This window comes from Actinophytocola sp. (genome assembly GCF_036555685.1).
In the GTDB taxonomy this organism is placed as follows: Bacteria; Actinomycetota; Actinomycetes; order Mycobacteriales; family Pseudonocardiaceae; genus Actinophytocola.
This window is the reverse complement of sequence record NZ_DATBKY010000126.1, coordinates 1-11,208: the sequence shown is the minus strand read 5'-3', so window position 1 is coordinate 11,208 and position 11,208 is coordinate 1. Positions and strand designations below refer to the sequence as shown.

Genomic DNA, 11,208 nt, shown 5'->3' with positions numbered 1-11,208 from the left:
GGCCCGCGTTCTTCAACACGGTCACGTGCTGGCTGATCGCGGTCCGGCTGACGTCGAACGCCGCCGCGATCTCCCCGGCCGCGAGCTCGTCACGGGCGACCAGGCGCAGGATGTCCCGCCGCCGAGGCTCGGCCAGAGCCCGCAGCGCCTCGTCGGTCGGGTCGGGGTTCATGCCCAGAGCCCCACCTGGTTGCCGTCCGGGTCGGTGAAGATCGCGAACTTCCCGAAGTCGCCCGGCAGGTCCGTCGGCGGCACCAACTTCCTGCCACCGAGCTGCTCGGCCCGCGCGAGGTAGGCGTCCAGGTCGTCGACCCTGATGTAGATCTTCACCCCCGCCTCGCCCGGCTCGGACGACGGCCCGATGCCGCCACCGATCGCGTCCTCGCCGGCGCCGGTGTCGACCAGCGCGTAGCCGCCCATCTCCGGATCGGCCGAGACCTGCCAGTCGAACAGCTCGCCGTAGAACTTCTGCGCGCGCTCCGCGTTCGGGCTGACGACCTCGAAGAACGCCACTGGCTGTGCCATGTCCATACCTCCTTCTGTCAGTGAGGGCTAACGTTAGCTCTCGCTGACAGAAGGGTCAAGCTCCCCGCGTGCGCTGCCGGACGCGACCAGCCGGGCCGCGCCGGCCGCTCACGCCTTCGGGATCCGGATCGGAGTCTCGATCAGCTCGGGCTCGAGCGGCTGCTCGGGCACGAGCCATGGGTCGGTCGGCGCGCCGCCCGGATCGGGCCGCCACTCGCGGCAGACCCGCGGCAGCTTGATCGGGTAGACGGTCAGCACGCCGTCGGTACCGATGTGCAGGCGCAGGAACCCCTTGTGGTCCTCCAGGCTCTGCCCGGCGAACACCTCGTTGGAGTTGATCCCGAAGCGGCTCGCGATCAGCAGGTACAGCGCGACGAGCTCGGCATCGAGGAAGCCGATCAGCAACGGCGTGGCCAGCGCGACGATGACGAAGATCAGCCAGTCCGCGGTGAGACCGTCGGGCAGCACGTCGTGGTAGAGCCAGCGCACGACCACCGCCCAGCCGACGCTGAGTGCCAAGTGGACGATCGCGTGCGCGACGCCGGCGAGGGCGTTGGTCGTGCTCGCCTTCGGCTGGTCGAGGCGGGCGAACGCGATGCCGCCGAAGATCGGTATCGCGGCCACGATCGCCGACGGCGCCCACGCGGCCAGCAACCCGAACACCCCGCGCCGGGTGGGGTCGGCGGTCTCGGCGAGTCCGAACAGGACGGCCAGCGACATCGCCGTCTGCGCGGCTCCGGTGAGCGCCCAGAAGCCGGGGTTGCGCCACGGCAGGCGGAACACGCCGGCTGCCAGCCACTCCGACTGCGTCTTGCCCGGGTAGCGCGCGGCCAGGTCGTACCGGCGGACCGTGGCCGGTGCCCGAACCCGTGACTTGGCCGGCGGCAGCTGCAGCTCGCGCGGCAACGTGTTCGTGCCGACAAGGTACGCGCCACCGAGCCCGCAGGTGATCCGCTGCGTGGTGCCGTCGCGCTCGGCGTAGCGGGAGTAGTGGTGCTTGTCGCCGGTCAGCATCACCGGCACGGTCGCGCCGCGCGGGCGGATCACCTCGCGCAGGAAGAACTCGACCGTGTCGTAGCCCTTGGTCCGCCCGCCCGAGCCGGCCGGCACCCACGCGGGTGTCGAGGTGCACAGGATGACCGCGTCGCCTGCCATGAGGTCGTCGGCCGCGGTGCGGAAGTACTCGAGCTGCGGGGCGTCGATGTAGTCGTCGAACTGCGTGTCGATCGCGTACAGCCACCAGCGCTGCGGCAGCGACAACGCGAAGTAGCTGCGGGTCTGCTCGGTGAGCCAGCCGCCGAAGGGCCGCCGCTGGGCGAACACACGCAGGAACGAGGTGAGCCCGTCGTACCAGTCGTGGTTGCCGGGCAGCGCGAACAGGCGCGGCTCCTCGGGCGGCGTGACCGGCAGGGCCGCGCGGTAGACGCCCTTGCTGCGGTCCTCGTAGGCCTCGGTGGACCCGACCGGGTAGACCTCGTCGCCCCCCATGACGAGAATCCGACCGCGTGGCAGGGGTTCCGTGGCGCCCTTCGGCTGCAGCTGCGCGGAGGCGAGCAGCGAGGCGACCGAGTACGTGGCGTCGAACCCGTCCCCGAGGTCGGCGACGAAGTCGAGCCACAGCTCCCCGCCCTCGTCGTGGCGGTACACCTTGGACGACAGCGTGCCCTGCAGCTCTCGCTTGTCCGCGAAGGATCCGAAGATCTCCGCCGTCACCGACTGGGCGCCGGTGCTGACCAGGACGCTCGGCTGCAGCCACCGCACCGCCGACTGCGTCCGGAAGCCCAGCTGCTCCTCGGACATGTCGGTCGGCCGGGACCGCTCCACCCTGGGCGCCGGTAGGGACTCCATGGGCATCTCCTCGTCGTGGGCTCCCACGAGATCAAGTCGGTCCGGGGCCGTGCTGCGCTACGGGGACGCGCGCCGTTCTCACCGCTGCGGGTGGCTGGGCTCGAATCCCTGCAGCGGGAACGCCTGTTGCGGGTACGGCTGGGGCGGGTAGCCGGGCGGTCCCTGCGAATGGGACTGTGGGAAGGACTGTGGCTGCGGGCCCGACGGCAGGCCGTATCCCGCTCCGGGCGGCGGGAAAGTCTGCCGCGAACGGGACTGCGGTGCGAACGCCGGCTGCGGACCGGGGTGCGGGGCGAACGCGGGTTGCGGGACGGACTGCGGGACGGACTGCGGGAACGGCGGCTGCGCGCCGGGCGCCGGGCCGAACGCGGGTTGCTGCACAGCGGCCGCCGCGACCCCGGGCTCCTGCTGCACCACGGCCCGGGGGTCGGCGGCCATGGCGAGCGCCTGTTCCTTCGGCAGCTTCTGCTCGGACGCGCACGCCGTGCAGAACAGCGTGTGCTTCTTGTTGATCGGGAACAGCGGGATCCAGAACAGCGTGAACTTCGTGGTCAGCTTGCGCAGCACGTGGTCGCCGGTGTTGCCGCAACGGCTGCACAGCAGTTGCAGGACCGCGAGCACCCGGGCGTACTGCTGCCACCCGTAAATGATCAACCGGCTCTCCCCCCAGTGATCGGAAATCGGCGACGCGCAGAGGGTACGCCCCGGTGGATCAACCCGGACGCGGCACCACGCGATGGCCTTCCACCGGCTTCTCGAGGACCGCGAGCGTGACGCCGGCGGCGTCGGTGTCCTGCCCGACGACCGTGTATCCGGCCCGCCGGTACAGCGCCAGGCTCCCGTCGCTCTCCGCACCGGTGATCAGCCACATCGTGCGGACCCGCGGTGGTGCGGCGGCCTCGACCGCGGCGAGCAGCCGGCCGCCGATGCCCATGCGCTGCAGGTCGGGCGCGACCGCGAGCCGGCTGATCTCCATCCGGTCGCCGTCCGGGCGGCCGCGCACGCTGCCGACGAGCCGGGGGCCAAGCCAGGCGCCGAACGCGGGCCGGCCCGAGGCCAGGTCGGCGCGCAGGTCGTCGAGGGACTCGAGGAGCGGCGGCAGGTCCGGCGCGGCGTAGCGCTGGGCCTCGGTGACGTACGCGGCGCGCTGCACGGTCAGGGCCTCACCCGCGTACTCCGCCGCCAGTGGTCCGATGTGGACGATCACGGGCCGTTGACGCCCGGCGTCCAGCTCTCCGGCTTGAGGCTGTCGGTGAGGATCGGCTGCCAGCGGGCGAACCCCTCCGGCGCGTGCGGGTGCCACGGCCAGATCACGTCCTCGGTGGGCACGATGATCTGCACGGCCGGGAAGTCGCCCTTCGGGTACACGAGGAACGCGCTGCCGAAGAACTCCGGGTACCGGCCCTTGAACACGCGCTCGAACACCACCGGCCGGCCTGCGAAGAAGTCCTTGTACCGGATGCCGGTGACGAACCGCTCCCCCGCGGCCGCGCGCTTGACGTAGAGGTTGACGAGGTCGGCGCCCAGGCCCGGCGGCAGCCCGACGACGATGGCCTCCGGCACGCCGAACCGCCGCCACGCGCCGACCGTGAACGCGTACGGCCCGCTGCGCTCGTCGGCGGCCGGCACCTCGACGACGGCGGTGCCGTACTCGTCCGCGTCGGCGATCAGCTTGTCGCGCAACGCGCGTTCGTCGTCGGTCAGCTCGGCCAGTTCCTCGGGGGTCACCGGGCCTCCTCCGGTGCGAGGGCCGGCCGGGGAGCCGGGCCGCGCACCTTGGCGATGCCGTACAGCACGTAGCCCGCCGCGACCAGCGCCGCGAGGAACTCGGCCACGGTCACACCGAAGTCGGCGGCGCCGGGGTCGAGGAAGCTGCGGTACAGCCGGACGTCGGCGAGCACGAAGTAGGTCAGGTACGCGGCCGGGAAGATCACCCAGCTCAGCGGGTACCACCAGCGGACCGCGCGAGTCCGGCCGCCGAGCACCCAGTCCGCGAGCACCAGCACGGGCGTGACCAGGTGCTCGAACAGGGACGCCGTGGTGTCGAGGTCGCCGTCGATGACGGTCAGGTAGGTGACGCAGACGAGCGCCAGCAGCACGGCCATCCCGCCGCGCAGCCAGGTGGCGAGCACCTCCGCGCGGGGGCCGAGCACCGCGAGCCCCACGTACACCACACCGGCGACCAGCGACGCCTGCTGGCTCAGCGCGTGCCACGGCTCGTGGAAGGTGGCCACGGCGTAACCGAAGCCGACGAACGCGCTGGTGGCGACCAGCAGCCGCCAGACCCTAAGCATTCACCCGCGCATTCACCTAGGCGTTGACTTCGGCCATGATGTCGTCGGAGACGTCGAAGTTGGCGTACACGTTCTGCACGTCGTCGCTGTCCTCGAGCGCGTCGATCAGGCGGAACACCTTGCGCGCGCCGTCGGCGTCGAGCGGGACGCTGACCGACGGGAGGAAGCTCGCCTCCGCGGACTCGTAGTCGTAGCCCGCCTCCTGCAGCGCCTTGCGGACCTCGACCAGGTCGGTCGCCTCGGAGACGACCTCGAAGCTGTCGCCGAGGTCGTTGACCTCCTCGGCGCCGGCCTCGAGCACGGCCATCAGCACGTCGTCGTCGGACAGGTCGTTCTTGGGCAGGATGACCACGCCCTTGCGGTTGAACAGGTACGCCACCGAGCCCGGGTCGGCCATGTTGCCGCCGTTGCGGGTCATGGCGGTGCGCACCTCGCTGGCCGCGCGGTTGCGGTTGTCGGTCAGGCACTCGATCAGCACGGCGACGCCGTTCGGGCCGTAGCCCTCGTACATGATCGTCTGCCAGTCCGCGCCGCCGGCCTCCTCGCCGCCGCCGCGCTTGCGGGCGCGCTCGATGTTGTCCTGCGGGACCGAGTTCTTCTTGGCCTTCTGGATCGCATCGAACAGCGTCGGGTTGCCTTCGGGGTCACCACCACCGGTGCGCGCGGCGACCTCGATGTTCTTGATCAGCTTGGCGAACAGCTTGCCGCGCTTGGCATCAAGGGCGGCCTTCTTGTGTTTGGTAGTCGCCCATTTTGAGTGGCCGCTCACAGCTCCCCCTCACAGGCTCGGTCGAGCCGCTCGCGGTCGCACTGTGTTATCCGGTTCGCTCCGCAAGCTCCGCTCACGACACTTCCTCCACCATCTGCACGAACAGTCTGTGTACGCGGGTGTCCCCGGTCAGCTCCGGATGGAACGCGGTAGCGAGCACGGGACCCTGCCGGACGGCGACGATCCTACCGGCGGCCACCTCGCCACCAGGCACGTCCGGGTCATCGCTCACCCGCGCGAGCACCTCGACCTCGGGCGATGCCGACTCGACCCACGGCGCGCGGATGAACACGGCGTGCACCGGCGTGCCGCCGACCCCGGTGAACTCAAGGTCCTCCTCGAACGAGTCGACCTGCCGGCCGAAGGCGTTGCGCCGCACGATCACGTCCAGCCCGCCGAGCTGGTGCTGGTCCTCCCGGCCGTCGAGCACCTTGCTCGCGAGCAGGATCATCCCGGCGCACGAGCCGTAGGCCGGCAGGCCGTCCGCGATCCGCGAACGCAACGGCTCGAGCAACTCGAAGGTCTCCAGCAGCCGGGAGATCGTGGTGGACTCACCACCCGGGATCACCAAGCCGTCCACTTCGGACAGCTCGGCGGGCCGCCGGACCATCGTGGCCCGCGCGCCGGACGCCTGCAGCGCCGCGAGGTGCTCGCGGACGTCGCCCTGCAACGCGAGCACCCCGATGAGCGGTGACACCGTGTTTGACCTCCCGATTTCGCCAGTCTACTTAGGGGACGCCGAGCGCCCGCAGCCCGGCCGCCACGACCGCGGCCGCGATCACGACGACCACGAACGGTGCCCGGCGCCACGCCAGCACTCCCCCGGTCAGCACGCCGGCCGGCAGCGCCACGCCGGCGAACGAGCCGGCATCGGTCAGCGTCGCGGTGGCGATCAGCGCGACCAGCAGCGTGGTCGCGGCGACCGACATCAGCTCGGTGAGCCGCGGCGGCAGCGCGGCCTCGCCACCGCGGGTCCGCGCCATCCGATTCCGCAGCAGGGGCCCGGCCACCCGGAACGCGTAGGTCCCGGCCGCCAGCACGAGGATCGCTGTCACGGTCACGCGGGGACCTCCGCCCGCTTCGGTGCCGGGATCAGCACGACCAGCCCGGCCAAGGCCAGCAGCACCGGAACTCCGGCGGGCAGCAACGGCGTGGTCGCGAGCGCGACGGCGGCGCCGAGCAGTGCGGCGTTGCGGGTACGCGGGTTCCCGCGCAGCGCCGGCAGCACGAGCGCCAGCAGGGCCGCGGGGAACGCGGCGTCCAGGCCGAACGCGTCGGTGTCGCCGATGCCCTGGCCCGCGAGGGCCCCGGCCAGGGTGCCCAGGTTCCAGACGACGAACGCGGCCGAGCCGAGCGCCCAGAAGACCGCCCGCGAGCGAGCGGGATCCTTCTGCGCCATGGCGAAGGCGACCGACTCGTCGATCAGCAGGTGGCTGCCGAAGAGGCGTGCCGCGAGACCCCGCCGTGCGTCCCGGCCCATGACGTCGCCGATCGCGAGGCCGAACGGCAGGTGCCGGGCGTTGAGCAGCAACGCGCCGAGCACGGCGGCCACGAGCCCGCCGCCCGCGGCCACCACGCCGACCACCATGAACTGCGAGCCGCCCGCGAACACGAGCACCGAGAGCAGGGAAGGCATCCACCACGGCAGCCCGGTCGACACCGCGATCGCGCCGAAGGACACGCCGACGACCCCGATCGCGAGGACGACCGCGAGCAGGTCGCGGCGCAACGCCGCATCCAGGGTTCGCCAAATCGAACGCATAGTCTCCTATGATGAACACACACACGTCGTTCGTCAAGGCGAACGACGTGACCGATACATCGAACACATGGAGTACCGATGACGCAACAGCGCGGAGCCCCGCTCGAGGTCATCGCGCAGTCCCTGCGGCGCGAGCGCACCCGCGCCGGCCTGTCGCTTTCCGAGGTGGCGAAGCGTGCCGGCATCGCGAAGTCGACGCTCTCCCAGCTCGAGGCCGGGAGCGGCAACCCGAGCGTGGAGACGCTGTGGGCGCTCGGCGTCGCCCTCGACGTGCCGTTCAGCAGGCTGGTCGAGCCCGTACGTCCCGCCGTGCAGATCATCCGCGCCGGCGAGGGTCCGGCCGTGTTCTCCGAGCGGGCCGACTACGTCGCCACGCTGCTCGCGTCCTGCCCGCCGAACGCACGCCGCGACATCTACCTGATCACGGCCGAACCCGGTTCGGTCCGCGAGTCGGACCCGCACATGCCCGGCGTCGTCGAGCACGTCGTGCTCTGCTCGGGCCGGGCCCGCATCGGCATCGCGGACGACCCGGTGGAGATCGGCCCGGGCGACTACGTGGCCTACCCGGGCGACCTCCCGCACGTCTTCGAGGCACTCGAGCCCGGCACCACCTCGGTCATGGTGTCCGAGCATTGATCCGCCTCCCCGGAACTCAGACTCTCGGTCGCGTTGGCATGGCACCGTTCGGTTCGGGACGTACCGGTGGCCGGGTTGCGTCCCGCGCGACCCGACTACCAGCCGCGTTCGGCCAGCCGGTGCGGCTCGGGGATGTCGTCGACGTTGATGCCGACCATCGCCTCGCCGAGTCCCCGGGAGACCTTGGCGATCATGTCCGGGTCGTCGTAGAAGGTGGTGGCCTTGACGATCGCGTCGGCGCGCTTGGCCGGGTCGCCCGACTTGAAGATGCCCGAGCCGACGAACACGCCCTCGGCGCCGAGCTGCATCATCATCGCCGCGTCCGCCGGGGTGGCGATGCCGCCCGCGGTGAACAGCACGACCGGCAGCTTGCCCGCGCTCGCGACTTCCCTGACGAGCTCGTAGGGCGCCTGCAACTCCTTGGCGGCGACGTAGAGCTCGTCGGTGGGCAGCGAGGTGAGCTTCTTGATCTCCGCGCGGATCTTGCGCATGTGCGTGGTCGCGTTCGACACGTCGCCGGTGCCGGCCTCACCCTTCGAGCGGATCATGGCCGCGCCCTCGGTGATCCGGCGCAGCGCCTCGCCGAGGTTCGTCGCGCCGCACACGAACGGCACGGTGAACTGCCACTTGTCGATGTGGTTCGCGTAGTCGGCCGGGGTGAGCACCTCGGACTCGTCGACGTAGTCGACGCCGAGCGCCTGGAGCAGCTGCGCCTCGACGAAGTGACCGATCCGCGCCTTGGCCATCACGGGGATGGACACGGCGTTGATGATCCCGTCGATCAGGTCCGGGTCGCTCATGCGCGCGACGCCGCCCTGCGCGCGGATGTCGGCGGGTACGCGTTCGAGCGCCATCACCGCGACCGCGCCCGCGTCCTCGGCGATCTTGGCCTGGTCGGCGGTGACCACATCCATGATCACGCCGCCCTTGAGCATCTCCGCCATGCCGCGCTTGACCCGCGCGGTGCCGGTTTCCGGCGTGGTGGAAGTGGTTGCGTCAGACACCCGTAGTTCCTTTCTCCTCGATTCCCTTCCGAGTCTAGGAGCGACGTGGCCTTCTCCTCCGTGCCAATTCCGAGGTATCTCGCCAGGCCACTTCGAGATCCGTGAACTCTTGGTGTCTCGCCGACGACAGTGGGGTTGTCGCGGCTGGTAAACAGGTGTGAGATCGAGCACAGACGTTCCGGCTGACAGTGCGGTCCGACGGAGAGGTGAGTCTCATGGCCAGCAAGCACACGGACAACGGTGACGGCGGAGCCGCGGTCGCTGTAGACGATCCCGCCAAAGTACGGAACATCGTTCTCGTGGGGCCCTCGGGCTCCGGGAAGACCACCCTCACCGAGGCGTTGCTCGCGGCGGCGGGCGTGATCCCCCGGGCGGGGTCGGTCACCGACGGCACCACCGTCTGCGACCACGACTCGGCCGCACAGCGCCAGCAGCGTTCGGTCGGGCTCGCCGTCGCCCCCCTGGTGCACAACGACATCAAGATCAACCTCATCGACACACCCGGCTACGCCGACTTCGTCGGCGAGGTCCGGGCCGGCCTGCGCGCCGCCGACGCGGCGCTGTTCGTCGTGTCCGCGGCGGAAGGCGTCGACCCGGCGACCGTCGCGCTCTGGGAGGAGTGCGCCGCGGTCAAGATGCCGCGGGCCGTGGTGATCGCGCGGCTGGACCACCAGCGCGCGGACGCGGCGGCCGAGATCGCCGCGTGCCAGGAGGCGTTCGGTGCCGGCGTCCTGCCGCTGTACCTGCCCGCCACCGGTGGCAAGGACGGCCTGCTCGGCCTGATCACGCGCCGCTTCTTCGACTACTCCGGCGGCTACCCGCCGAAGGTGAGCGAGCCGGACGAGGGCGACCTCGCGGTCATCGACGAGGCCCGCAACGAGCTGATCGAGGGAATCATCGCCGAGAGCGAGGACGAGTCCCTCATGGACCGCTACCTCGAGGGCGAGGAGATCGAGACCGAGACGTTGATCTCCGACCTCGAGACCGCCGTGGCGCGCGGGTCCTTCCATCCCGTGATCCCGGTCTGCGCGACCAGCGGCATCGGCCTCGCGGAACTGCTCGAGGCGTTCACCGGCGCGTTCCCGTCCCCGCTCGAGCACGAGGTACCCGACGTCGCCGACGTACACGGCTCGGGCACGACCTCGCTCGCCGCCGACCCCGACGGGCCGCTCGTGGCCGAGGTGGTGCACACCGCGATCGACTCCTACGTCGGGCGCGTCTCGCTGGTCCGGGTGTTCTCCGGAACGCTGCGCCCGGAGCGGCCGGTGCACATCTCCGGGCACGGCATGGCCGACCGCGGGCACGAGGACCACGACGTCGACGAGCGGGTGGCACACATCTACTCGCCGCTGGGCTCGAGCCTGCGCGAGGTCGCGCACTGCGTCGCCGGTGACATCTGCGCGCTGACCAAGCTCAACTCGCCGGAGACCGGCGACACCGTGTCCAGCCCGGACAAGCCGCTGCTGATGCGGCCGTGGAAGATGCCCGAGCCACTGCTACCGGTGGCGATCGTCGCGAAGACTCGCAGCGACGAGGACGCGCTGTCGCGCAACCTCACCCGGCTCGTGGCGGGCGATCCGACGCTGCGGCTGGAGCGCAACGCGGAGACCCACCAGCTCGTGCTGTGGTGCATGGGCGAGGCCCACGCGGACGTTGTGCTCGCGCGGCTCAAGGCCGGCGGCGCGGACGTCGACACCGAGCCGGTGAAGATCGCGCTGCGCGAGACGTTCGCGGGGAAGGCGCGCGGCAAGGGCCGGCACGTCAAGCAGTCCGGCGGGCACGGCCAGTACGCCGTGTGCGACATCGACGTCGAGCCGTTGCCGGTCGGGTCCGGCTTCGAGTTCGTCGACAAGGTCGTCGGCGGCGCGGTGCCCTCGCAGTTCATCGGCTCGGTGGAGAAGGGCGTGCGGGCGCAGCTGGAGAAGGGCCTGCAGGCCGGCTATCCGGTGGTCGACATCCGGGTGACGCTGTTCGACGGCAAGGCGCACAGCGTCGACTCGTCGGACGCGGCGTTCCAGATGGCCGGCTCGCTCGGCCTGAAGGACGCGGCGGCGAACGGCCGGATCTCCCTGCTGGAGCCGGTCGACGAGGTGGCGGTCCGGCTGCCGGACGACCACCTGGGCGCGGTGCTGGGTGACCTGTCCAGCCGCCGCGGCCGGGTGCTCGGCACGGAGGCGGACGAGACCCCGGGCTACAGCATCGTGCGTGCCGAGGTCCCGGCCACGTCACTGCTCCGGTACGCCATCGACCTGCGCTCGATGACCTCCGGCTCGGCGACGTTCACCCGCAGGTTCGTGCGCTTCGACGCGCTGCCGGAGTCGCTGGCCGCCCAGGTCACCTGATAGTTCCGCCCCCTGCTCGGGTGCGGTC

Annotated in this window: 14 protein-coding genes; 2 read left to right on the top strand and 12 right to left on the bottom strand. The window is 71.2% G+C overall.

The features are described 5' to 3' along the window. The 11 genes from VH969_RS13010 to VH969_RS12960 form a co-directional block, all read right to left on the bottom strand. Positions 1–172, bottom strand: a 172-nt coding sequence (locus VH969_RS13010; RefSeq protein WP_331973973.1) for an ArsR family transcriptional regulator, incomplete at its 3' end; no start/stop codon positions are given. Continuing rightward, complete coding sequence (locus VH969_RS13005) at positions 169–525, bottom strand: VOC family protein (RefSeq protein ID WP_331973972.1); 357 nt, start codon at positions 523–525, stop codon at positions 169–171. The genes VH969_RS13010 and VH969_RS13005, both read right to left, overlap by 4 nt. A gap of 108 nt (positions 526–633) precedes the next feature. Further along, positions 634–2,373, bottom strand: coding sequence for a metallophosphoesterase (locus VH969_RS13000; protein WP_331973971.1), 1,740 nt, complete (start codon positions 2,371–2,373; stop codon positions 634–636). Positions 2,374–2,451: 78 nt separating this feature from the next. Continuing rightward, the gene (locus VH969_RS12995; protein ID WP_331973970.1) at positions 2,452–3,027 is read right to left on the bottom strand and encodes a zinc ribbon domain-containing protein; all 576 of its coding nucleotides are present in this window, start codon (positions 3,025–3,027) and stop codon (positions 2,452–2,454) included. Positions 3,028–3,085: 58 nt separating this feature from the next. After that, on the bottom strand, positions 3,086–3,580 hold the full coding sequence (locus VH969_RS12990; protein ID WP_331973969.1) for a GNAT family N-acetyltransferase: 495 nt from the start codon (positions 3,578–3,580) through the stop codon (positions 3,086–3,088). Further along, positions 3,577–4,101 carry a DUF4262 domain-containing protein gene (locus VH969_RS12985; RefSeq protein WP_331973968.1) on the bottom strand — a complete coding sequence of 175 codons (525 nt, stop codon included), beginning with the start codon at positions 4,099–4,101 and terminating at the stop codon, positions 3,577–3,579. Before VH969_RS12985 ends, VH969_RS12990 begins: the two co-directional genes overlap by 4 nt. After that, positions 4,098–4,667: a hypothetical protein gene (locus VH969_RS12980; protein WP_331973967.1), complete on the bottom strand. Its 570-nt coding sequence runs from the start codon at positions 4,665–4,667 to the stop codon at positions 4,098–4,100. The genes VH969_RS12985 and VH969_RS12980 overlap by 4 nt, the downstream gene beginning before the upstream one ends. 16 nt (positions 4,668–4,683) lie before the next feature. After that, complete coding sequence (locus VH969_RS12975; RefSeq protein WP_331973966.1) at positions 4,684–5,436, bottom strand: YebC/PmpR family DNA-binding transcriptional regulator; 753 nt, start codon at positions 5,434–5,436, stop codon at positions 4,684–4,686. Between the two features lie 73 nt (positions 5,437–5,509). Then, a complete protein-coding gene (gene pdxT, locus VH969_RS12970) occupies positions 5,510–6,133 on the bottom strand; it encodes a pyridoxal 5'-phosphate synthase glutaminase subunit PdxT (protein ID WP_331973965.1) in 624 nt (207 codons plus the stop codon). 31 nt (positions 6,134–6,164) lie between these two features. Next, a complete protein-coding gene (locus VH969_RS12965) occupies positions 6,165–6,497 on the bottom strand; it encodes an AzlD domain-containing protein (protein WP_331973964.1) in 333 nt (110 codons plus the stop codon). Beyond that, positions 6,494–7,198: an AzlC family ABC transporter permease gene (locus tag VH969_RS12960; RefSeq protein ID WP_331973963.1), complete on the bottom strand. Its 705-nt coding sequence runs from the start codon at positions 7,196–7,198 to the stop codon at positions 6,494–6,496. Before VH969_RS12960 ends, VH969_RS12965 begins: the two co-directional genes overlap by 4 nt. A 78-nt stretch (positions 7,199–7,276) precedes the next feature. Between VH969_RS12960 and VH969_RS12955 the strand changes: the two genes are divergently transcribed. Then, a complete protein-coding gene (locus VH969_RS12955) occupies positions 7,277–7,834 on the top strand; it encodes a helix-turn-helix domain-containing protein (RefSeq protein ID WP_331973962.1) in 558 nt (185 codons plus the stop codon). A gap of 95 nt (positions 7,835–7,929) precedes the next feature. On the opposite strand, the gene pdxS is transcribed toward VH969_RS12955, so the two are convergent. Beyond that, positions 7,930–8,838 carry a pyridoxal 5'-phosphate synthase lyase subunit PdxS gene (gene pdxS, locus VH969_RS12950; protein WP_331973961.1) on the bottom strand — a complete coding sequence of 303 codons (909 nt, stop codon included), beginning with the start codon at positions 8,836–8,838 and terminating at the stop codon, positions 7,930–7,932. 215 nt (positions 8,839–9,053) lie between these two features. Here pdxS and VH969_RS12945 point away from each other — a divergent pair, with 215 nt between their 5' ends. Further along, a complete protein-coding gene (locus VH969_RS12945; RefSeq protein ID WP_331973960.1) occupies positions 9,054–11,180 on the top strand; it encodes an elongation factor G-like protein EF-G2 in 2,127 nt (708 codons plus the stop codon). The last annotated feature ends 28 nt before the right edge of the window (positions 11,181–11,208 follow it).

Excerpts from the sequence above, each read along its gene's own strand:
- VH969_RS13005 (WP_331973972.1), bottom strand. The coding sequence starts at position 525 with ATGGCACAGCCAGTGGCGTTCTTCGAGGTCGTCAGCCCGAACGCGGAG.
- VH969_RS13000 (WP_331973971.1), bottom strand. The coding sequence starts at position 2,373 with ATGGAGTCCCTACCGGCGCCCAGGGTGGAGCGGTCCCGGCCGACCGAC.
- VH969_RS12980 (WP_331973967.1), bottom strand. The coding sequence starts at position 4,667 with ATGCTTAGGGTCTGGCGGCTGCTGGTCGCCACCAGCGCGTTCGTCGGC.
- VH969_RS12960 (WP_331973963.1), bottom strand. The coding sequence starts at position 7,198 with ATGCGTTCGATTTGGCGAACCCTGGATGCGGCGTTGCGCCGCGACCTG.
- VH969_RS12955 (WP_331973962.1), top strand. The coding sequence starts at position 7,277 with ATGACGCAACAGCGCGGAGCCCCGCTCGAGGTCATCGCGCAGTCCCTG.
- VH969_RS12945 (WP_331973960.1), top strand. The coding sequence starts at position 9,054 with ATGGCCAGCAAGCACACGGACAACGGTGACGGCGGAGCCGCGGTCGCT.